The sequence below is a fragment of the Paraburkholderia hospita genome (assembly GCF_002902965.1).
Taxonomy (GTDB): Bacteria; Pseudomonadota; Gammaproteobacteria; order Burkholderiales; family Burkholderiaceae; genus Paraburkholderia; species Paraburkholderia hospita.
Map to the genome: position 1 here is coordinate 3,681,397 of NZ_CP026105.1, position 18,386 is coordinate 3,699,782.

Annotated in this window: 32 protein-coding genes; all 32 read right to left on the reverse strand. The window is 58.6% G+C overall.

The window, feature by feature from the left end:
* Positions 1–89: 89 nt before the first annotated feature.
* Positions 90–1,946, reverse strand: a complete 1,857-nt coding sequence (gene dsbD / locus C2L64_RS16710) for a protein-disulfide reductase DsbD (protein ID WP_086909319.1) — start codon at positions 1,944–1,946, stop codon at positions 90–92.
* Positions 1,939–2,271 (reverse strand): divalent-cation tolerance protein CutA, encoded by a 333-nt coding sequence (gene cutA / locus C2L64_RS16715; protein ID WP_079483660.1) that lies wholly within the window; start codon positions 2,269–2,271, stop codon positions 1,939–1,941. Before cutA ends, dsbD begins: the two co-directional genes overlap by 8 nt.
* Positions 2,272–2,421: 150 nt before the next feature.
* Entirely contained in the window at positions 2,422–2,817 is a 396-nt protein-coding gene (gene rplQ, locus C2L64_RS16720; protein WP_007730705.1) for a 50S ribosomal protein L17, read from the reverse strand.
* A 145-nt stretch (positions 2,818–2,962) separates the two neighbouring features.
* Entirely contained in the window at positions 2,963–3,940 is a 978-nt protein-coding gene (locus C2L64_RS16725; protein ID WP_007730697.1) for a DNA-directed RNA polymerase subunit alpha, read from the reverse strand.
* Between the two features lie 124 nt (positions 3,941–4,064).
* A complete protein-coding gene (rpsD, locus tag C2L64_RS16730; protein WP_007730694.1) occupies positions 4,065–4,688 on the reverse strand; it encodes a 30S ribosomal protein S4 in 624 nt (207 codons plus the stop codon).
* Between the two features lie 146 nt (positions 4,689–4,834).
* Positions 4,835–5,239 carry a 30S ribosomal protein S11 gene (rpsK, locus tag C2L64_RS16735; RefSeq protein ID WP_006052224.1) on the reverse strand — a complete coding sequence of 135 codons (405 nt, stop codon included), beginning with the start codon at positions 5,237–5,239 and terminating at the stop codon, positions 4,835–4,837.
* 28 nt (positions 5,240–5,267) lie between these two features.
* The gene (gene rpsM / locus C2L64_RS16740; protein WP_006052223.1) at positions 5,268–5,633 is read right to left on the reverse strand and encodes a 30S ribosomal protein S13; all 366 of its coding nucleotides are present in this window, start codon (positions 5,631–5,633) and stop codon (positions 5,268–5,270) included.
* A gap of 41 nt (positions 5,634–5,674) precedes the next feature.
* Positions 5,675–5,791: a 50S ribosomal protein L36 gene (rpmJ, locus tag C2L64_RS16745; protein ID WP_004199844.1), complete on the reverse strand. Its 117-nt coding sequence runs from the start codon at positions 5,789–5,791 to the stop codon at positions 5,675–5,677.
* Positions 5,792–5,811: 20 nt separating this feature from the next.
* Positions 5,812–6,030 carry a translation initiation factor IF-1 gene (gene infA / locus C2L64_RS16750; protein WP_004521905.1) on the reverse strand — a complete coding sequence of 73 codons (219 nt, stop codon included), beginning with the start codon at positions 6,028–6,030 and terminating at the stop codon, positions 5,812–5,814.
* Positions 6,031–6,038: 8 nt separating this feature from the next.
* Positions 6,039–7,385, reverse strand: a complete 1,347-nt coding sequence (gene secY, locus C2L64_RS16755; protein WP_009770931.1) for a preprotein translocase subunit SecY — start codon at positions 7,383–7,385, stop codon at positions 6,039–6,041.
* Between the two features lie 46 nt (positions 7,386–7,431).
* On the reverse strand, positions 7,432–7,866 hold the full coding sequence (rplO, locus tag C2L64_RS16760; RefSeq protein WP_007730611.1) for a 50S ribosomal protein L15: 435 nt from the start codon (positions 7,864–7,866) through the stop codon (positions 7,432–7,434).
* A 30-nt stretch (positions 7,867–7,896) separates the two neighbouring features.
* The gene (gene rpmD, locus C2L64_RS16765) at positions 7,897–8,079 is read right to left on the reverse strand and encodes a 50S ribosomal protein L30 (RefSeq protein ID WP_007730608.1); all 183 of its coding nucleotides are present in this window, start codon (positions 8,077–8,079) and stop codon (positions 7,897–7,899) included.
* 10 nt (positions 8,080–8,089) lie between these two features.
* Complete coding sequence (gene rpsE, locus C2L64_RS16770) at positions 8,090–8,608, reverse strand: 30S ribosomal protein S5 (RefSeq protein ID WP_007730604.1); 519 nt, start codon at positions 8,606–8,608, stop codon at positions 8,090–8,092.
* Positions 8,609–8,622: 14 nt separating this feature from the next.
* On the reverse strand, positions 8,623–8,988 hold the full coding sequence (gene rplR, locus C2L64_RS16775; RefSeq protein WP_007730600.1) for a 50S ribosomal protein L18: 366 nt from the start codon (positions 8,986–8,988) through the stop codon (positions 8,623–8,625).
* A gap of 12 nt (positions 8,989–9,000) precedes the next feature.
* The gene (gene rplF / locus C2L64_RS16780) at positions 9,001–9,531 is read right to left on the reverse strand and encodes a 50S ribosomal protein L6 (protein WP_007730598.1); all 531 of its coding nucleotides are present in this window, start codon (positions 9,529–9,531) and stop codon (positions 9,001–9,003) included.
* A gap of 19 nt (positions 9,532–9,550) precedes the next feature.
* Positions 9,551–9,946 (reverse strand): 30S ribosomal protein S8, encoded by a 396-nt coding sequence (rpsH, locus tag C2L64_RS16785; RefSeq protein WP_007730595.1) that lies wholly within the window; start codon positions 9,944–9,946, stop codon positions 9,551–9,553.
* A 14-nt stretch (positions 9,947–9,960) separates the two neighbouring features.
* Positions 9,961–10,266, reverse strand: coding sequence for a 30S ribosomal protein S14 (rpsN, locus tag C2L64_RS16790; RefSeq protein WP_007730586.1), 306 nt, complete (start codon positions 10,264–10,266; stop codon positions 9,961–9,963).
* A gap of 7 nt (positions 10,267–10,273) precedes the next feature.
* A complete protein-coding gene (rplE, locus tag C2L64_RS16795; protein WP_006052214.1) occupies positions 10,274–10,813 on the reverse strand; it encodes a 50S ribosomal protein L5 in 540 nt (179 codons plus the stop codon).
* Between the two features lie 16 nt (positions 10,814–10,829).
* Positions 10,830–11,138 (reverse strand): 50S ribosomal protein L24, encoded by a 309-nt coding sequence (gene rplX, locus C2L64_RS16800; RefSeq protein ID WP_009770932.1) that lies wholly within the window; start codon positions 11,136–11,138, stop codon positions 10,830–10,832.
* A 9-nt stretch (positions 11,139–11,147) separates the two neighbouring features.
* Entirely contained in the window at positions 11,148–11,516 is a 369-nt protein-coding gene (gene rplN / locus C2L64_RS16805) for a 50S ribosomal protein L14 (RefSeq protein WP_007730565.1), read from the reverse strand.
* A gap of 293 nt (positions 11,517–11,809) precedes the next feature.
* Entirely contained in the window at positions 11,810–12,082 is a 273-nt protein-coding gene (gene rpsQ, locus C2L64_RS16810) for a 30S ribosomal protein S17 (protein WP_007730563.1), read from the reverse strand.
* On the reverse strand, positions 12,079–12,273 hold the full coding sequence (gene rpmC, locus C2L64_RS16815; protein ID WP_007180130.1) for a 50S ribosomal protein L29: 195 nt from the start codon (positions 12,271–12,273) through the stop codon (positions 12,079–12,081). The genes rpsQ and rpmC overlap by 4 nt, the downstream gene beginning before the upstream one ends.
* Positions 12,274–12,283: 10 nt before the next feature.
* Positions 12,284–12,700 carry a 50S ribosomal protein L16 gene (rplP, locus tag C2L64_RS16820; protein WP_007730545.1) on the reverse strand — a complete coding sequence of 139 codons (417 nt, stop codon included), beginning with the start codon at positions 12,698–12,700 and terminating at the stop codon, positions 12,284–12,286.
* A 2-nt stretch (positions 12,701–12,702) separates the two neighbouring features.
* Complete coding sequence (gene rpsC, locus C2L64_RS16825) at positions 12,703–13,497, reverse strand: 30S ribosomal protein S3 (protein WP_007730536.1); 795 nt, start codon at positions 13,495–13,497, stop codon at positions 12,703–12,705.
* A gap of 11 nt (positions 13,498–13,508) precedes the next feature.
* Positions 13,509–13,838 carry a 50S ribosomal protein L22 gene (rplV, locus tag C2L64_RS16830; protein ID WP_007730533.1) on the reverse strand — a complete coding sequence of 110 codons (330 nt, stop codon included), beginning with the start codon at positions 13,836–13,838 and terminating at the stop codon, positions 13,509–13,511.
* Positions 13,839–13,850: 12 nt separating this feature from the next.
* Positions 13,851–14,126, reverse strand: a complete 276-nt coding sequence (gene rpsS, locus C2L64_RS16835; protein ID WP_006998484.1) for a 30S ribosomal protein S19 — start codon at positions 14,124–14,126, stop codon at positions 13,851–13,853.
* A gap of 10 nt (positions 14,127–14,136) precedes the next feature.
* Positions 14,137–14,964: a 50S ribosomal protein L2 gene (gene rplB, locus C2L64_RS16840; protein WP_007730527.1), complete on the reverse strand. Its 828-nt coding sequence runs from the start codon at positions 14,962–14,964 to the stop codon at positions 14,137–14,139.
* A 2-nt stretch (positions 14,965–14,966) separates the two neighbouring features.
* Positions 14,967–15,281 carry a 50S ribosomal protein L23 gene (gene rplW, locus C2L64_RS16845; protein ID WP_007730525.1) on the reverse strand — a complete coding sequence of 105 codons (315 nt, stop codon included), beginning with the start codon at positions 15,279–15,281 and terminating at the stop codon, positions 14,967–14,969.
* Complete coding sequence (gene rplD / locus C2L64_RS16850; protein WP_007730523.1) at positions 15,278–15,898, reverse strand: 50S ribosomal protein L4; 621 nt, start codon at positions 15,896–15,898, stop codon at positions 15,278–15,280. The genes rplW and rplD overlap by 4 nt, the downstream gene beginning before the upstream one ends.
* Positions 15,898–16,557 carry a 50S ribosomal protein L3 gene (rplC, locus tag C2L64_RS16855; protein ID WP_086909321.1) on the reverse strand — a complete coding sequence of 220 codons (660 nt, stop codon included), beginning with the start codon at positions 16,555–16,557 and terminating at the stop codon, positions 15,898–15,900. The genes rplD and rplC overlap by 1 nt, the downstream gene beginning before the upstream one ends.
* A gap of 188 nt (positions 16,558–16,745) precedes the next feature.
* Positions 16,746–17,057 (reverse strand): 30S ribosomal protein S10, encoded by a 312-nt coding sequence (rpsJ, locus tag C2L64_RS16860; protein WP_006998489.1) that lies wholly within the window; start codon positions 17,055–17,057, stop codon positions 16,746–16,748.
* 127 nt (positions 17,058–17,184) lie between these two features.
* Positions 17,185–18,375, reverse strand: coding sequence for an elongation factor Tu (gene tuf, locus C2L64_RS16865; protein ID WP_063497539.1), 1,191 nt, complete (start codon positions 18,373–18,375; stop codon positions 17,185–17,187).
* Positions 18,376–18,386: the final 11 nt, after the last annotated feature.

Below are 18,386 nucleotides of genomic sequence, written 5' to 3' on the forward strand. Positions count from 1 at the left end.
AGCGGAGATTGCCCTTACGGCGGTCTCCGCTTTTTTCATTTTCAAGCTGATGCGGACGGTGTTGGTTATGCGTGCGTGACGTTTGACGCTCAGGTCTGAGGTGCCGTCATCGCCCGGTCGAGACTTCTCAGGAATTTGTCCGCCGATTCGTATCCGACGACGCGCAGCACTTCTCTCCCGCCGCGGTCGAAAAAGATGATTCCCGGCGGCCCGAACAGGTTGAAGCGCTTGAGCAAAACCTGATCGTCTGCATTATTGGCCGTCACATCCGCGCGCAGCAGATTCATTTGCTTGAGCTTCGCCTGGACGCGTGGGTCGCTGAAGGTGAACTTCTCCATTTCCTTGCAGCTGACGCACCAGTCCGCGTAAAAATCGAGCATGGCGGGCTGAGCAGCCGTTTTGACGGCTTCGTCGAGCTGACCTGATGAGCGCACTGGCGCGAAGGTCAGATCGGCCTGTTGGCCCTGCACGGACGGCGCATTCAATGTCCGACCAGCGATCACGGCGAGCGGCTTCAGCGGGTCCGTCGATCCTGCTGCCAGCCCAACCAGTAATGCCGCGGCCCAGATCGCCAATGCTGCGCCGATTCCGCGTCCAACACCGCGCCAGATCGAGCCTGCGCCCGCGTGCGGAGAAAATAACCCCAGGCCGGCAGCAGCGACCAGTAGCCACAATGCGGCCAATAGCATTTGCGCAATCGGGCCTAAAACCGGCCACACGATCCAGAGCGCAGCCGCGAGCAGCACGATGCCGAAGAAAACCTTGACGCTGTCCATCCAGGCACCCGCGCGCGGCAACAACGTGCCTGCACCGAGCCCGATGATGAGCAGCGGTACGCCAAGCCCGATACCCATCGAAAACAGTGCCGCACCGCCCAGCACGGCATTGCCGGTGTGCGCGATGAACGCCAATACCGCGAACAGCGGTGCCGTCATGCACGCACCGACTACCAGAGCAGAAAGTGCTCCCATCACCGCGACGGCCGCGAACTTGCCTCCCGAGCGCTTCTCGGACGCCGGTGAAACCCCATTCTGTAAGTGCTGGGGCAACACGATATCGACTCCCGCGATGAGCGTGAGTGCAAAGAGGGACAGCAACACGCCAAACGCGCCGAGCACCCACGGGTTCTGCAGCCAGGCGCCAAGGCTTTGCCCAACGAGCGCGGCCGCGATGCCAAGCACCGTGTACACGAGCGCCATCCCGACAACATAAGCCAGCGACAGCGCGAAACCGCGCGACCGCGTGACCCGAGGCCCCTCGCCGATGATGATTGCCGACAGAATCGGGATCATCGGATACGAACAGGGAAGCAGACTCAGCACGATGCCGGCGACGAAATACAAACCGACGATCGCGAAAAAGCCGCCGCCTTGCAGCAGTGACTGCGCATAGTCTGCGCTGGTCGCGCGCTCGTACCACGAGGTGCCGCTTTGAGTGTCCTGAGCCGGCACCGTGTTCGTATTACCCGCAACGGCCGCGTGCAACGCCGCTCCCGTCACGTGGTAGACGCGCTCCATTGGCGGATAGCAGATGCCCGCGTCGGCGCAGCCTTGCGATGTAACGGCAAGATCGAAGGGACCGCTCGCCTGCGTTACGGGGACGCGGACGGTCAATTCTCCGCGATAGGTTTCGACATTTTTCGCGAAGGTTTGATCGAACTTCACATGCCCCGCGGGTAATTGCGCGTCACCGATCGTGGCTGTACCGTTGCGCGTCGCGAAGGCGAATCGCTCCCGGTACATGTAGTAGCCGTCGGCGATCTTGTAGTGAACCAGCACTTCGCCTGGCTGCTCGGATGCGCTGAATCTGAAAGCGACCGCGGGATCGAGAAAGTCGTCCGCCGCACGAACGACGCTCGCCGTAGTCAGCGATAGCAGCAGTACGCCTGCGACAAAGGTGAGAAAGCGCGCGACATTCCGCCAGCGCCGGGACAAGCCGTTAAACATGGATTGGGCGTTGCGTTTCGGCATTCACCCATTGGCCATACGCGGCCGACGCAGTGACTTGCCAGGAAAGGATTTCGGGCGTGTCGTACGGATGCTGAGCCTGGATGAACCGTTCGAGCTCAAGCGTTCGGACGACGCTCGTCTTGAACAGCAACTGGATCTCTTCCGCCGATTCGATCTTGCCCTGCCAGTGGTAGCTCGACTGGACGCTGCCAAGCTGCGACACACACGCAGCGAGACGTGCTGAAAGTGCGTCCTGAGCCAATTTTTGCGCCGTTGCGAGGTCCGGCACGGTCGTCAATACCAAACTCACATTCACGTTCACCGACCGCTCCAGCGCTTTCCAAAACAGGGTGACGCTATCGTATCACCTTGTCCTGATAGCTCGCTGGCGCTCGAATGGCATAGGCAGAACGCACGCTAGAAACAAAAAAGCCAGGCTCACGCCTGGCTTTTTTAGTCGCTGTCAGAAGGCTTATTCAGCTTCTGCAACGTTTTCGACTTCCTCGACTTCCGGACGGTCGAGCAATTCGACCAGCGCCATCGGTGCGTTGTCGCCAACGCGGAAACCGAACTTCAGGATGCGCAGGTAGCCACCCGGACGGTTCGCGAAGCGCGGGCCCAGCACGTCGAACAGCTTCGTGACCGAGTCACGATCGCGCAGGCGATTAAATGCCAAGCGACGGTTTGCCAGCGACGGCTTCTTGCCGAGCGTGATCAGCGGCTCGACGACTTTACGGAGTTCCTTCGCCTTCGGCAGCGTCGTCTTGATGACTTCGTGCTCGATCAGCGAGTTGGACATGTTACGGAGCATTGCCAGACGGTGGCTGCTCGTGCGGTTCAGTTTCCGCAAACCATGACGGTGACGCATTTCAATTTCCTTGAATCAAAGTTTTGGTCCAGCTCTTCTATCGCTTTCCTTGTGTACGGCGTGGAAAGCACGGGCCGGTAGTGAAAAAGGCAGGACGCGGATTTTAAAGGAAAATCCGCGTCCTTACCAGTCGATACTGCTTGACTTATTTGTCGAGACCAGCCGGCGGCCAGTTTTCGAGCTTCATGCCGAGCGTCAGGCCACGCGAAGCGAGCACTTCCTTGATCTCGTTCAGCGACTTGCGACCCAGGTTCGGCGTCTTCAGCAGCTCGTTTTCCGTGCGTTGGATCAGATCGCCGATGTAATAGATGTTCTCGGCCTTCAGGCAGTTCGCGGAACGAACCGTCAGTTCGAGATCATCAACCGGACGCAGCAGGATCGGATCGATCTGCGGCGCCCGCGACGGTGCTTCTGCCGCTGCTTCCGTGCCTTCCAGCGCTGCGAACACCGACAGCTGATCGACCAGAATACGCGCCGATTGACGGATCGCTTCTTCCGGCGAAATCACGCCGTTGGTTTCGATGTTCATCACGAGCTTGTCGAGGTCAGTACGCTGTTCGACACGCGCGCTTTCCACGGCGTAGCTCACACGGCGAACCGGCGAGAACGACGCATCCAGCACGATACGGCCGATGATCTTGGCCGATTCTTCGCCGTAACGACGCACGTTGCCCGGGACATAGCCACGGCCCTTTTCGACCTTGATCTGCACGTCGAGTTTACCGCCCTTCGACAGATGCGCAATTACGTGATCCGGGTTGATCACTTCGCAGTCGTGTGCGAGTTCGATGTCGCCAGCCGTGACAACGCCTTCGCCTTCCTTGCGCAGCGTAACCGTCACTTCGTCACGGTTATGCAGCTTGAACACCACGCCCTTCAGGTTCAACAACAGGTTGACCACGTCCTCCTGCACACCATCGAGCGTCGAGTATTCGTGCACGACGCCTGCGATCGTCACTTCGGTCGGCGCGTAGCCCACCATCGACGACAGCAACACACGCCGAAGCGCGTTACCCAAGGTGTGGCCATAACCCCGTTCAAACGGTTCCATGACCACTTTCGCGTGGCTTTCGCCAAGCGATTCAACAGCGATGATCTTGGGCTTCAACAAACTGGTTTGCATAGGTTTTCCTTTTCAATACCCTCGGCTCGTTACACCGATAAGGCTGACCGGTAACAACCTGAAAATAAACAGCCGAGGTGCCCCCTTGCCTAACGCAATCGGGGAACCTCGGCCGTCAATCCGATTAGCGCGAATACAATTCGACGATCAGGCTTTCGTTGATGTCGCCAGCGATGTCGCTGCGTTCCGGCATTTGCTTGAACGTGCCTTCGAACTTCTTCGAATCGACAGCAACCCACTGCGGCAGACCGCCCTGTTCGGCGAGCGACAGCGCTTCGAGAATACGAGCCTGCTTCTTCGACTGTTCGCGCACGGCAACCACGTCGCCAGCCTTGACTTGCAGCGACGGGATGTTCGCGACGACGCCGTTCACCGTGATCGACTTGTGGCTCACGAGCTGACGCGCTTCAGCGCGCGTCGAACCGAAGCCCATGCGATACACGACGTTGTCCAGACGCGACTCGAGCAGCTTCAGCAGGTTTTCACCCGTGTTGCCCTTCCGACGGTCGGCTTCAGCGAAGTAACGGCGGAACTGGCGCTCGAGCACGCCGTAGATACGCTTCACTTTTTGCTTTTCGCGCAGCTGCGTGCCGTAGTCGGACGTACGTGCGCCCGAGGTACGGCCATGTTGACCAGGCTTGCTGTCAAGCTTGCACTTGTCAGCGAGCGAACGACGGGCGCTCTTCAGGAAGAGATCGGTGCCTTCACGGCGAGACAGCTTGGCTTTAGGGCCGATATAGCGTGCCACTTTGCATTCCTTCTATGATTGATCACGTGAACTCTCATTCACGCTAGTCCGAACCCTTTGGGTCGAACGGTGGGCTTAGTCAATTCAATAACGCAAGCAGCCTGCTACCGCCGTTAGCGGCAACAGGCGCAAGCGGAGCAAGCGTCTTAGATACGACGACGCTTCGGCGGACGGCAGCCGTTGTGCGGAACCGGCGTCACGTCGGAGATCGCGGTGATCTTGATGCCAAGACCATGCAGCGCGCGCACCGCGGATTCACGGCCAGGGCCAGGGCCCTTGATCCGCACTTCGAGGTTCTTCACGCCGTATTCCATCGCCACGCGACCAGCCGATTCAGCTGCGACCTGAGCTGCAAACGGGGTCGACTTACGCGAACCCTTGAAGCCCTGGCCACCCGACGTCGCCCAAGCCAATGCATTGCCTTGACGATCGGTGATCGTGATGATGGTGTTGTTGAACGACGCGTGAACGTGAACCACGCCCTCGGCGACGTTCTTCTTGACCTTCTTGCGAACGCGTTGCGCCGCGGAGTTGTTCGAAGCCTTAGCCATTACGTTTTCCTGTAACTGTCAGTCCCGCTTACTTCTTCAGCGATTGCGCTGCACGACGCGGACCCTTGCGCGTACGGGCATTCGTACGCGTGCGCTGGCCACGCAGGGGCAGGCCCTTACGATGACGCACGCCACGATAGCAGCCGAGATCCATCAGGCGCTTAATGTTCATCGTCGTTTCACGGCGTAGATCGCCTTCAACGATGAACTTGCCGACCTCTTCACGCAGCTTTTCGAGGTCTGCGTCGTTCAGGTCCTTGACCTTCTTCGAAAATGCCACACCAGCTGCGACGCAAATGTCGCGCGAGCGCGTGCGGCCGATACCGTAAATTGCCGTCAAGCCGATTTCGGTATGCTGGTGGTTCGGGATGTTAACCCCTGCGATACGAGCCATTGTTTTTCCTCAAACAAAAAGCGCAAACAAAAGCGCGGCGTTCAGCCTTGACGCTGCTTGTGGCGCGGATCAGAGCTGCAAATCACGCGAACGACGCCCTTGCGCTTGATGATCTTGCAATTGCGGCAAATGCGCTTAACCGATGCCATCACTTTCATGATATTACCCTTTTTTCAAATCACTTCGCCCGGAACACGATCCGCGCACGCGACAGATCGTAAGGCGTCAATTCAACCGTCACCTTGTCGCCCGGAAGGATACGGATGTAGTGCATCCGCATCTTGCCGGATATGTGTCCCAATACGACATGGCCGTTCTCCAGCTTCACCCGAAAGGTAGCGTTGGGGAGGTTTTCGATAACCTCGCCCTGCATCTGGATTACATCGTCTTTGGCCATAAGTCCTTTCAACGCATCGGGACGCCGCCGCCCTTGAAGTTAGCCTTCTTCAGCAGCGACTCATACTGTTGCGACATAACGTACGACTGCACCTGCGCCATGAAATCCATTGTGACGACGACAATGATCAGCAGCGACGTTCCACCAAAATAAAACGGCACATTCCAGCGCAGCACCAGAAACTCGGGCAGTAAGCAAACGAACACGATGTAGATCGCACCGGCCAGCGTCAGACGCGTCAGGATGCGGTCGATATAGCGCGCCGTCTGATCACCAGGACGAATACCCGGGACGAATGCACCACTCTTCTTCAGGTTGTCGGCCGTCTCTCTGCTGTTGAACACCAGCGCGGTGTAGAAGAAGCAGAAGAACACGATCGCCAACGCGTACAGCAACACGTACACCGGCTGACCGGGCTTGAGCGCCTCGGCCAAGTTGTGCAGCGTGTCCGAGAACCACCCGGTCCGCGAACCCGAACTGAACCAGTTCAGGATGGTTGCCGGGAACAGGATGATCGACGATGCGAAGATCGGCGGAATCACGCCCGACATGTTCAGCTTCAACGGTAGGTGCGACGACTGTCCGCCATAAATCTTGTTGCCGACTTGCCGCTTCGCGTAGTTCACAAGAATCTTGCGCTGGCCGCGTTCAATGAACACCACCAGAAACGTCACTGCAGCAATCAGCGCGACCACGATAATCGCCGAGATGATGCTCATCGACCCGGTGCGAACCAGTTCGAATAGCCCACCGATCGCATTCGGGAAACCCGCTGCGATACCGCCGAAAATAATGATCGAAATGCCGTTACCCAGACCGCGTTCCGTGATTTGCTCACCGAGCCACATCAGGAACATCGTGCCGGTCACGAGCGTCACAACCGTCGTCAGCCGGAAGACCATGCCAGGATCGATCACCAATGCCGGCTGGTTCTCCAGCGCAACAGCGATACCGAAAGCCTGGAATGTGGCAAGAAGCACCGTGAAGACACGCGTGTACTGCGTAATCTTCCGTTGACCCGCCTGTCCTTCCTTCTTCAGCGCTTCGAGCTGTGGCGAGACGATCGCCAGCAACTGCATGATGATCGACGCTGAGATATACGGCATGATCCCAAGCGCGAAAATCGTGAACCGCGAAAGTGCGCCACCCGAGAACATGTTGAACATGCCAAGGATGCCGCCCGACTGGCTCTGAAACAACTTTGCCAGCTGGTCCGGGTCGATACCCGGCACCGGAATATGCGCGCCAATACGGTAGACGACCAGCGCCAGCAGCAGGAACACTGCACGCCGACGCAGATCGCCGAACTTCGCCGCGCTCCGACCGGGTTTTGCGAGACTCGGGCTGTTAGCCAAGTACCTTCTCCGATGCAAATGCTAGTGACGGCAATCGACTTGCACGTTACTCGGCGAACGAACCGCCGGCTGCTTCGATCGCGGCGCGCGCGCCCTTCGTCGCAGACAGACCCTTCACAACGATCTTGCGCTTCAACTCGCCCGTCGCAATGATCTTGGCGCTGGTCATCAGCTCGCCGATCAAACCGGCTTGCTTCAGTGCCAGCAAATCGATGTCGTCGACCGGCAGCTTTTCCAGATCGCCGAGGCGTACTTCACCGACGAATTCCTTCGTCAGCGAGGTAAAGCCACGCTTCGGCAGACGGCGTTGCAGCGGCATTTGACCGCCTTCGAAGCCGACCTTGTGGAAGCCACCCGAACGCGACTTCTGACCCTTATGACCACGGCCAGCGGTCTTGCCGAGACCGGAGCCGATGCCGCGACCAACGCGACGCTTTGCATGCTTCGCGCCTTCAGCCGGCTTCAGGTTATTCAATTCCATTATCAACTCCTTGAGTGCCCGAACGGCCGCTTAGCCGATGACCTTAACGAGGTACGAGACCTTGTTGATCATGCCGCGCACAGCCGGCGTGTCCTGCAGCTCGCTAACCGAGTTCAGGCGACGCAGGCCAAGACCGCGCACCGTGGCGCGGTGCGATTCGCGGGTCCCAATCAGGCTCTTGACGAGCTGAACCTTGACAGTTTTATCAGACATGGTGACCACCTTAGCCCAGAATGTCTTCGACGGACTTACCACGCTTCGCCGCGATGTCAGCCGGCGTCGACTGCTTGCGCAGACCATCCAGCGTCGCACGAACGAGGTTGTACGGGTTCGTCGAACCGTGGCTCTTGGCCACAACGTTTTGCACGCCCATCACGTCGAACACAGCGCGCATCGGGCCGCCAGCGATAACGCCGGTACCATCCTTCGCCGGAGCGAGGAGAACCGTCGATGCGCCGTGCTTACCGTGCACTTCGTGTTGCAGCGTACCGTTCTTGAGCGGTACCTTGAACATGTTGCGGCGGGCTTGTTCCATTGCCTTTTGAACAGCGACCGGAACTTCCTTGGCCTTGCCCTTGCCCATGCCGACGCGGCCATCACCGTCGCCAACCACGGTCAGTGCGGCGAAGCCGAGAATACGGCCACCCTTCACGACCTTGGTCACGCGGTTGACCGAAATCATCTTTTCGCGAAGGCCGTCGTCGCGTTCGTCAGCCTGAACTTTCGCTTGCATCTTTGCCATGACGAATTCCTTCCTTAGAACTTGAGCCCGGCTTCACGCGCAGCATCAGCCAGCGCCTTCACGCGGCCGTGGTAGCGGAAACCCGAGCGGTCAAAGGCGACGGATTCGATGCCGGCAGCCTTAGCCTTTTCTGCAATGCGCTTGCCGATCAGGGTCGCAGCAGCAACGTTGCCACCCTTGCCCGACTGGTCGGCCAGTTGCGCACGCACTTCGGCTTCGAGCGTCGATGCGCTGGCGAGCACCTTAGTGCCGCACGGCGAGAACACTTGCGCATAGATGTGCGTGTTCGTGCGATGCACGGCCAGACGCGCGACTTGCAGCTCAGCGATCTTGACACGCGTCTGACGAGCGCGGCGCAGGCGTGATTGAGTCTTATCCATGATTGCGCACCCTTACTTCTTCTTCGTTTCTTTGAGGATCACAACCTCGTTGGCATAGCGCACGCCCTTGCCCTTATAGGGCTCCGGCGGACGATAGCCGCGCACTTCTGCAGCGACCTGGCCAACTTGTTGCTTATTGATCCCCTTGATCACGATTTCGGTTTGCGACGGGGTTTCAGCCTTGACGCCTTCCGGCATCTGGTGCACCACCGGGTGCGAGAAACCCAGCGACAGGTTCAGCTTGTCGCCTTGCGCTTGCGCACGATAACCGACGCCAACCAGCGTCAGCTTGCGCTCGAAACCCTTGGTCACGCCTTGCACCATGTTCGCGACCAGCGCGCGCATCGTGCCCGACATCGCATTTGCTTCGCGGCTTTCGTCAACAGGCTCGAACTTCAGCGTGCCGTTGTCGTTCACCACTTTTACGAGGCGATTCCCGTTTTGCGAGATCGTACCTAGCGGGCCCTTGACGGTAATGCGCTCGTCGCTCAGGGCCACTTCGGCGCCTTGCAGCGCGATCGGGCTTTTACCTACTCGAGACATGTTTCTTCTCCCTTCGGTTTTAAGCGACGTAGCAGATGACTTCGCCGCCGACGCCTGTAGCGCGCGCCTTGCGGTCCGTCATCACACCCTTCGGCGTCGAAACGATCGCAACGCCGAGGCCATTCATGACCTGCGGGATATCGTTGCGGCCGCGGTACACACGCAGACCAGGCTTCGAGACGCGTTCGAGGCGCTCAATAACCGGACGGCCAGCGTAGTACTTCAACGCGATGTTCAATTCCGACTTCGCACCTTCAGCCTTAACTGCGAAATCGTCGATATAGCCTTCATCCTTCAGGACTTGCGCGATCGCAACCTTGACTTTCGACGAGGGCATCGTCACCGAAACCTTCTCAACCATCTGCGCGTTGCGGATGCGAGTCAGCATATCGGCGATAGGATCACTCATGCTCATTTACGTTTCTCCTATTACCAGCTCGCCTTGGTCAGGCCAGGGATCTCGCCGCGGAACGCGATTTCACGAATCTTGTTACGCGCCAGCCCGAATTTACGGAACGTGCCACGCGGACGACCAGTGATTGCGCAACGATTGCGCTTGCGGGTCGGGTTCGAATTGCGCGGCAGTTGTTGCAGCTCGAGACGAGCCGCATAACGCTCTTCTTCCGACTTGCTTTGGTCGTCGATGATTGCCTTCAGCTCGGCACGCTTAGGTGCGAACTTGGCAGCCAGGCGCGCACGCTTCTTTTCACGTTCGATCAGTGCCAGTTTAGCCACGGTAACCTCAGTTTCTGAACGGGAACTTGAAGCTGGCGAGCAGTGCCTTTGCTTCATCGTCAGTCTTCGCAGTCGTTGTGATGCTGATATTCAGCCCACGCAACGCGTCGATCTTGTCGTAGTCGATTTCGGGGAAAATGATCTGCTCTTTCACACCGATGTTGTAGTTGCCACGACCGTCGAATGCACGGCCCGACACGCCACGGAAGTCACGCACCCGCGGGAGCGCAACCGTCACGAAACGGTCGAGAAATTCGTACATTGCCTGGCCACGCAGCGTGACCATCGCGCCGATCGGGTAACCCTGACGGATCTTGAAGCCTGCGATTGCCTTGCGTGCCTTCGTGATGACCGGCTTCTGGCCCGCGATCTTCGTCAGATCGCCAACGGCGTTCTCGATGATCTTCTTGTCAGCGACGGCTTCGCCAAGACCCATGTTCAGGGTGATCTTGGTGATGCGCGGCACTTCCATCACGGACTTGTAACCGAACTTCTCGATCAGGCCGGGAACAACCTTCTCTTTATAAAATTCTTGCAAACGTGCCATTTTTTACTCCGCAGCGTCAGGCGCTCAGCACAGCACCGGTCGACTTCAGGAAACGAACCTTCTTGTCTCCCTCGACCTTGATGCCGACACGCGACGGCTTGCCATTCGCGTCGACCAGCGCGACGTTCGAAATATGCAACGGCATTGCCTTCGCTTCTACACCGCCCGTCGTACCCTTCATCGGGTTCGGCTTCACATGCTTCTTGGCGATATTGAGGCCTTCGACGGTCACACGGTCATCGGCAACAGCCAGCACAACACCGCGCTTGCCCTTGTCTTTACCGGTAACTACGACGACTTCATCACCTTTGCGAATCTTGTTCATCTCGGCTCCTTACAGCACTTCCGGCGCGAGCGAAACGATCTTCATGAAACGTTCGCTGCGCAGCTCACGCGTAACCGGCCCAAAGATACGGGTGCCGATAGGCTCGAGCTTGGTATTCAAAAGCACGGCTGCGTTGCCGTCGAACTTGATCAGCGAGCCGTCTTGACGACGCACGCCCTTGGCGGTGCGAACCACCACGGCGTTGTAGATTTCGCCTTTCTTCACGCGCCCGCGCGGCGTTGCTTCTTTGACGGTCACCTTGATGATGTCGCCAATGTTGGCATAACGACGCTTCGAGCCGCCGAGCACCTTGATGCACATGACTTCACGCGCACCCGTGTTGTCGGCCACTTCGAGCCGAGTTTCGGTCTGGATCATGGTTTATCTTTCCCAACTTAATCCGGTCACACCACCATGGCGCACCCGGTCAGTCTTGGTCCCGTCAGCCAATCGGCTGCTTGGGTATGAACAGCAGCGACGGCAAACGACACCCGCCATCGCAATCTGGTGATTCTGTCGACGTGGACTGACGCCCAAATCGCTTCCCCCACCTACGACTTCGCCCGCGATGGGGCTCCCACAAAGAGGGAAGACCGAGATTATAACAAATAATCTCGGTCTTGCAAGCGAAATCTACTGCGATTTCAACTACTTCTTACAGCTCAGCCGCTTTAGATGATTCGAGCAGCTTCAATCAGACGCGACACAGCCCAAGCCTTCGTCTTCGACACCGGACGAGTTTCCTGGATTTCAACGAGATCGCCCTCGTTGTACGTGTTCGCTTCATCATGAGCGTGGTACTTCTTCGAACGTACGACGTACTTGCCGTAGATCGGGTGCTTCACGCGGTGCTCGACCAGCACGGTTACCGTCTTGTCCATCTTGTTGCTGACGACCTTGCCGACCAGCGTCCGCTTGAGCGAGGTTTTTACGCTATCGTTCATTTCTGGTTCGCCTTCTCAGTCAGGACGGTCCGCACACGTGCGATGTCGCGACGAACCTTCTTCAGCTGGCTCGTGTTCGTGAGCTGCTGGGTCGCGAGTTGCATGCGCAGGCCGAATTGCGCCTTCAACAGGTCCGACAGCTCCTTGTTGAGCGCGGCCTGATCTTTCTGGTGAAGTTCGGATGCCTTCATCATTCACTCCTTAGGCGCCGAGCTGGCGAACCATGAACGTCGTCTTCAGCGGCAGCTTGGCTGCAGCCAGACGGAACGCTTCACGTGCCAGTTCTTCGGTCACACCGTCCATTTCGTACAGCATCTTGCCCGGTTGAATCTCAGCGACGTAGTACTCAGGGTTACCTTTACCGTTACCCATACGTACTTCAGCCGGCTTCTGCGAGATCGGCTTGTCCGGGAAAATGCGAATCCAGATGCGGCCGCCGCGCTTGATGTGACGCGTCATTGCACGACGCGCTGCTTCAATCTGACGTGCGGTCAGGCGGCCGCGACCGATAGCCTTCAGACCGTATTCACCGAACGACACCGCGTTACCACGCGTTGCGACGCCCGTGTTACGACCCTTCTGCTCTTTGCGATACTTCCTGCGTTTCGGTTGCAGCATCGTTATTCTCCAGTCTTACCGTCGCCAGCACCGCCTCGGCGCGGAGCACCACGGCGAGCACCTGCCGGTGCACCTTCACCATCGCGACGCGGGCGTCGATCGCCCGGACGTGCGTTGCGGCGCGGACGCTTTTCTTCGGCGACTTCTTCAACCACCGGAGCGTCGTTGCGGCCGAGCGTGTCGCCCTTGTAGACCCATACCTTCACGCCGATGATGCCGTACGTCGTCTTCGCTTCCGAGGTTGCGTAGTCGATGTCCGCACGCAGCGTGTGCAGGGGCACGCGACCTTCGCGATACCACTCCGTACGAGCGATTTCGATACCGTTCAGACGGCCCGCGCTCATGATCTTGATGCCTTGAGCACCCAGACGCATCGCGTTTTGCATCGCACGCTTCATCGCACGGCGGAACATGATCCGGCGTTCGAGCTGTTGCGTGATCGAATCGGCGATCAGCTGCGCATCCGTTTCCGGCTTGCGGATTTCTTCGATGTTCACGTGAACCGGAACGCCCATGCGCTTTTGCAGCTCGGCCTTCAGCAGTTCAATGTCTTCACCCTTCTTGCCGATCACGACACCCGGACGCGAGCTGAAAATCGTGATACGCGCGTTCTTTGCAGGACGCTCGATCACAACGCGGCCGACGGACGCGTTCTTCAGCTTCTTCTTCAGGTATTCACGAACACCGATGTCTTCCTGCAACATCGCCGCGAAATTGTTGTTGTTCGCGTACCAACGCGAAGCCCAATTGCGGCTGACGGCCAAACGGAAGCCAGTCGGATGAATTTTCTGTCCCATCGTATGGCTCCTTAATTCCCGACCGTCACAGTGATGTGACAGGATTGCTTCTCGATGCGGTTACCGCGACCCTTTGCGCGTGCGGTGAAACGCTTCAGCGAAGCAGCCTTGTCGACGTAGATGCTCGTGATCTTGAGCTCGTCGATATCGGCGCCTTCGTTGTGTTCCGCATTCGCGATCGCAGACAGCACGACCTTCTTAACGATACCCGCCGCCTTCTTCGGCGAGAACGTCAGAACGTTCAGCGCCTTGTCGACCGGCAAACCACGAATCTGGTCAGCCACAAGGCGCGTTTTCTGCGCCGAGATGCGGGCACCGCGATGAATTGCTTTCACTTCCATCTTGATTGCCCCTTATTTCTTGGCCTTCTTGTCGGCCGCGTGACCCTTGAACGTACGGGTCAGTGCGAACTCGCCAAGCTTGTGGCCGACCATGTTTTCCGTGACGTACACCGGAACGTGTTGACGGCCGTTATGAACGGCGATCGTCAGACCGATGAAGTCCGGCAGGATCGTCGAACGACGCGACCAGGTCTTGATTGGCTTCTTGTCGCGCGATGCTGCAGCCGCCTCAACTTTCTTCAGCAAATGGGCGTCGCAGAACGGACCTTTTTTAATAGAACGTGCCATTGCCTACTCCTTAACGCTTGTGACGGCGCTGGACGATCATGCTCGTCGTGCGCTTGTTGCTACGGGTGCGATAACCCTTCGTCGGCGTGCCCCACGGGCTCACCGGATCGCGACCTGCAGCCGTCTTGCCTTCACCACCACCGTGCGGGTGATCGACCGGGTTCATTGCAACGCCACGCACCGTCGGGCGGATACCGCGCCAGCGGTTCGCGCCAGCCTTACCGATTTGACGGAGGCTGTGCTCTTCGTTGCCTACTTCACCGATCGTCGCGCGGCACTCGATGTGAACGCGGCGGATTTCGCCCGAGCGCAGACGAACCTGCGCGTAGGTGCCTTCACGAGCCAACAGCATCGCCGACGTACCAGCCGAACGCGCCATTTGCGCGCCCTTGCCCGGCAGCATTTCGATGCAGTGAATCGTCGTACCAACCGGAATGTTGCGGATCGGCAGCGTGTTGCCTGCGCGGATCGGAGCTTCCGAACCCGACATCAGTTGCTGGCCAACCGTCACGCCCTTCGGAGCGATGATGTAGCTACGTTCGCCATCTGCGTACACGACCAGCGCGATGTTCGCGCTACGGTTCGGATCGTACTCGAGGCGTTCGACCTTCGCGGGAATGCCATCCTTCGTGCGACGGAAGTCGACGATACGATAGTGCTGCTTGTGACCACCACCCTTATGACGCGTGGTGATACGACCGTTGTTGTTACGGCCGGCGGTCTTGCTCTGCGTGTCGAGCAGCGGTGCGTACGGCTTGCCCTTATGCAGATCCTTGTTGACCACCTTGACCATCGCGCGGCGGCCCGGCGAAGTCGGCTTAACTTTCACGATTGCCATGATTACTTGGCCTCCGCTTCAAAGTTGATTTCCTGGCCGGGCTTCAGGCAGACGTACGCCTTCTTCACGTCCTTGCGCTTACCCATGAAACGGCCAAAGCGCTTTGCTTTGCCCTTCTGGACCAGCACGTTGACGGAATTGACTTCCACCTTGAACAGCAGCTCGACAGCAGCCTTCACTTCCTGCTTCGTAGCGTCCGGCGCAACTTCGAACACGACTTGCTCGTTCTTGTCAGCCACCAGCGTCGCCTTTTCGGAGATCACCGGCGCGAGCAGAACTTGCATCAAACGATGATCGTTTTTGCGAACTTCGCTCATGACAGCAACTCCTCGATCTGGGCGACCGCAGCCTTCGTGATCAGCACTTTCTTGAAGTAGATCAGCGACAGGGGGTCGGCGTAACGCGGCTCGACAACGGCCACGTGGGCCAGATTGCGCGACGCGAGGTACAGGTTTTCGTCAACCGTGTCGGTGATGACCAGCACGGAGTCGAGACCCATCGCCTTGAACTTTTCGGCCAGCAGCTTCGTCTTCGGCGCTTCGAGCGTCAGCTCGTCGACAACCGCGATGCGGCCTTCGCGGGCCAGCTGCGAGAAGATCGAGCAGAGACCTGCGCGATGCATCTTCTTGTTGACCTTGTGCGAGAAATTTTCTTCCGGCGAATTCGGGAAGATGCGACCGCCGCCACGCCACAACGGGCTCGACGACATACCGGCACGAGCACGGCCCGTACCCTTCTGTCGCCACGGCTTCTTCGTGGTGTGCTTGACCTGCTCACGGTCCTTCTGAGCGCGGTTGCCGCTACGTGCGTTCGCCTGATAAGCGACGACGATCTGGTGGATCAGGGCTTCGTTGTAGTCACGGCCGAACACGACGTCCGACGCGTTGACTGCTGCGCCTTCCTGACCGTTGGCATTCAGGAGCTTAAGTTCCATTATTTCGCTCCTTTCACGGCACGCGCCTTCACAGCCGGCGTCACGAAAACCTTGCCGCCCTTCGCACCCGGAACAGCACCCTTGACCAGCAGCAGCTTGCGATCTGCGTCGATACGTGCGATTTCGAGGTTCTGCACGGTGACCGTCTCGTCACCCATATGACCCGTCATGCGCTTACCCGGGAAAACACGACCCGGATCCTGCGCCATACCGATCGAACCCGGCACGTTGTGCGAACGCGAGTTACCGTGCGATGCACGGCCCGAAGCGAAGTTGTAGCGCTTGATGGTACCGGCGTAGCCCTTACCGATCGAGGTGCCTTGCACATCGACCTTCTGGCCCACTTCGAAGAGATCCACACCGATCACTGCGCCATTCGACAGCTCGGCAGCCTTGACGGCGTCGATCTGGAATTCCTTGAGGATTTCACCGGCTTGAACACCGGCTTTGGCGAGATGACCTGCCAACGGCTTCGTCACGCGCGATGCACGGCGCGTACCGAAGGCAACCTGAACGGCCGTGTAGCCGTCGGTTTCAACAGTCTTGATCTGCGTCACGCGGTTGTCGGACACGTCCAGCACGGTGACGGGAATCGAATCCCCTTCAGCCGTGAAGATACGGGTCATGCCAACCTTGCGACCTACGAGTCCAAGGCTCATCGTTTTCTCCATTCCCGACTGCGATTGGTCGGGGCTAATTTACAAAATGCCGAGCGTTTCAGAGACGAATTGCAACGGCTTTTTTACGCAAATGCGCGAAAAGCCTTGCATTATAGCGAGGCTTTTCGTTTTCTGCAAGCAATCAAAGACTTAGCGGCATCCGCGAATCTGGATGCCGTCCGAGACCTTTACTGCAGCTTGATTTCGACGTCCACGCCAGCCGGCAGGTCCAGCTTCATCAGCGCGTCAACGGTCTTGTCCGTCGGATCGACGATGTCCATCAGGCGTTGGTGCGTGCGGATTTCGAGCTGGTCGCGCGACGTCTTGTTGACGTGCGGCGAACGCAGGATGTCGAAACGCTGAATGCGGGTCGGCAGGGGCACCGGACCGCGAACGATTGCGCCCGTCCGCTTTGCTGTGTCGACGATTTCAGCAGCCGATTGATCGATCAGACGGTAGTCGAATGCCTTCAGGCGAATGCGGATTTTCTGGTTCTGCATGACGAATTCCTTGGAAAGAGCGAGGCGATATTGCACCGCCGATTAGAAAAAGAGCGTAGGTCCGGGCGCCCGCTGAGCGCGAGTGCCCAGACCCGGGCACTGCATATTGCTACAGCAATCCGCGATTTTACTCGAGGATCTTGGCAACGACACCTGCGCCGACAGTACGGCCACCTTCGCGGATCGCGAAGCGCAGACCTTCTTCCATCGCGATCGGGTTGATCAGCTTCACCGTGATCGACACGTTGTCGCCCGGCATGACCATTTCCTTGTCCTTCGGCAACTCGATCGAACCCGTCACGTCCGTCGTACGGAAGTAGAACTGCGGACGATAGTTGTTGAAGAACGGCGTATGACGACCGCCTTCGTCCTTGCTCAGCACGTACACTTCAGCCGTGAAGTGCGTGTGCGGGTTGATCGAACCCGGCTTGGCCAGCACCTGGCCACGCTCCACATCTTCACGCTTCGTGCCGCGCAGCAGGATACCGACGTTGTCGCCTGCCTGACCCTGGTCGAGCAGCTTGCGGAACATTTCCACGCCGGTGCAGGTCGTCTTCACCGTCGGCTTGATACCGACAATTTCGATTTCCTCGCCGACCTTGACGACGCCGCGTTCAACGCGACCCGTCACCACCGTGCCGCGACCCGAGATCGAGAACACGTCTTCCACCGGCATCAGGAACGCACCGTCAACTGCGCGCTCCGGCGTCGGGATGTACGTATCCAGTGCGTCGGCCAGGTTCATGATCGCCACTTCGCCCAGCTCGCCCGTGTCGCCTTCCAGCGCCAGCTTGGCCGAACCCTTGATGATCGGCGTGTCGTCGCCCGGGAAGTCGTACTTCGACAGCAGCTCGCGCACCTCCATTTCCACCAGCTCGAGCAGCTCGGCGTCGTCCACCATGTCGCACTTGTTCAGGAACACGATGATGTACGGCACACCGACCTGACGCGCCAGCAGGATGTGCTCACGCGTTTGCGGCATCGGGCCGTCTGCTGCCGAGCACACCAGGATTGCGCCGTCCATCTGCGCTGCGCCCGTGATCATGTTCTTCACATAGTCAGCGTGGCCCGGGCAGTCGACGTGCGCGTAGTGGCGGTTAGCCGTTTCGTACTCGACGTGCGCCGTGTTGATCGTGATGCCACGTGCCTTTTCTTCCGGCGCCGCGTCGATCTGGTCATAGGCCTTCGCTTCGCCGCCAAACTTCTTGGTCAGCACCGTCGTGATCGCTGCCGTCAGCGTGGTCTTGCCGTGGTCAACGTGACCGATCGTGCCGACGTTCACGTGCGGCTTGGTCCGTTCGAATTTACCTTTAGCCATGGTTCTCTTCT

Coding starts and splice junctions, on each gene's coding strand:
- dsbD (WP_086909319.1), bottom strand. CDS start 1,946: ATGTTTAACGGCTTGTCCCGGCGCTGGCGGAATGTCGCGCGCTTTCTC.
- rplQ (WP_007730705.1), bottom strand. CDS start 2,817: ATGCGTCACCGTCATGGTTTGCGGAAACTGAACCGCACGAGCAGCCAC.
- C2L64_RS16725 (WP_007730697.1), bottom strand. CDS start 3,940: ATGCAAACCAGTTTGTTGAAGCCCAAGATCATCGCTGTTGAATCGCTT.
- rpsK (WP_006052224.1), bottom strand. CDS start 5,239: ATGGCTAAGGCTTCGAACAACTCCGCGGCGCAACGCGTTCGCAAGAAG.
- rpsM (WP_006052223.1), bottom strand. CDS start 5,633: ATGGCTCGTATCGCAGGGGTTAACATCCCGAACCACCAGCATACCGAA.
- rpmJ (WP_004199844.1), bottom strand. CDS start 5,791: ATGAAAGTGATGGCATCGGTTAAGCGCATTTGCCGCAATTGCAAGATC.
- infA (WP_004521905.1), bottom strand. CDS start 6,030: ATGGCCAAAGACGATGTAATCCAGATGCAGGGCGAGGTTATCGAAAAC.
- rplO (WP_007730611.1), bottom strand. CDS start 7,866: ATGGAATTGAATAACCTGAAGCCGGCTGAAGGCGCGAAGCATGCAAAG.
- rpmD (WP_007730608.1), bottom strand. CDS start 8,079: ATGTCTGATAAAACTGTCAAGGTTCAGCTCGTCAAGAGCCTGATTGGG.
- rpsE (WP_007730604.1), bottom strand. CDS start 8,608: ATGGCAAAGATGCAAGCGAAAGTTCAGGCTGACGAACGCGACGACGGC.
- rplR (WP_007730600.1), bottom strand. CDS start 8,988: ATGGATAAGACTCAATCACGCCTGCGCCGCGCTCGTCAGACGCGTGTC.
- rplF (WP_007730598.1), bottom strand. CDS start 9,531: ATGTCTCGAGTAGGTAAAAGCCCGATCGCGCTGCAAGGCGCCGAAGTG.
- rpsH (WP_007730595.1), bottom strand. CDS start 9,946: ATGAGCATGAGTGATCCTATCGCCGATATGCTGACTCGCATCCGCAAC.
- rplE (WP_006052214.1), bottom strand. CDS start 10,813: ATGGCACGTTTGCAAGAATTTTATAAAGAGAAGGTTGTTCCCGGCCTG.
- rplX (WP_009770932.1), bottom strand. CDS start 11,138: ATGAACAAGATTCGCAAAGGTGATGAAGTCGTCGTAGTTACCGGTAAA.
- rplN (WP_007730565.1), bottom strand. CDS start 11,516: ATGATCCAGACCGAAACTCGGCTCGAAGTGGCCGACAACACGGGTGCG.
- rpsQ (WP_007730563.1), bottom strand. CDS start 12,082: ATGAACGATAGCGTAAAAACCTCGCTCAAGCGGACGCTGGTCGGCAAG.
- rpmC (WP_007180130.1), bottom strand. CDS start 12,273: ATGAAGGCATCCGAACTTCACCAGAAAGATCAGGCCGCGCTCAACAAG.
- rplP (WP_007730545.1), bottom strand. CDS start 12,700: ATGCTGCAACCGAAACGCAGGAAGTATCGCAAAGAGCAGAAGGGTCGT.
- rpsC (WP_007730536.1), bottom strand. CDS start 13,497: ATGGGACAGAAAATTCATCCGACTGGCTTCCGTTTGGCCGTCAGCCGC.
- rplV (WP_007730533.1), bottom strand. CDS start 13,838: ATGGAAGTGAAAGCAATTCATCGCGGTGCCCGCATCTCGGCGCAGAAA.
- rpsS (WP_006998484.1), bottom strand. CDS start 14,126: ATGGCACGTTCTATTAAAAAAGGTCCGTTCTGCGACGCCCATTTGCTG.
- rplB (WP_007730527.1), bottom strand. CDS start 14,964: ATGGCAATCGTGAAAGTTAAGCCGACTTCGCCGGGCCGCCGCGCGATG.
- rplW (WP_007730525.1), bottom strand. CDS start 15,281: ATGAGCGAAGTTCGCAAAAACGATCATCGTTTGATGCAAGTTCTGCTC.
- rplD (WP_007730523.1), bottom strand. CDS start 15,898: ATGGAACTTAAGCTCCTGAATGCCAACGGTCAGGAAGGCGCAGCAGTC.
- rplC (WP_086909321.1), bottom strand. CDS start 16,557: ATGAGCCTTGGACTCGTAGGTCGCAAGGTTGGCATGACCCGTATCTTC.
- rpsJ (WP_006998489.1), bottom strand. CDS start 17,057: ATGCAGAACCAGAAAATCCGCATTCGCCTGAAGGCATTCGACTACCGT.
- tuf (WP_063497539.1), bottom strand. CDS start 18,375: ATGGCTAAAGGTAAATTCGAACGGACCAAGCCGCACGTGAACGTCGGC.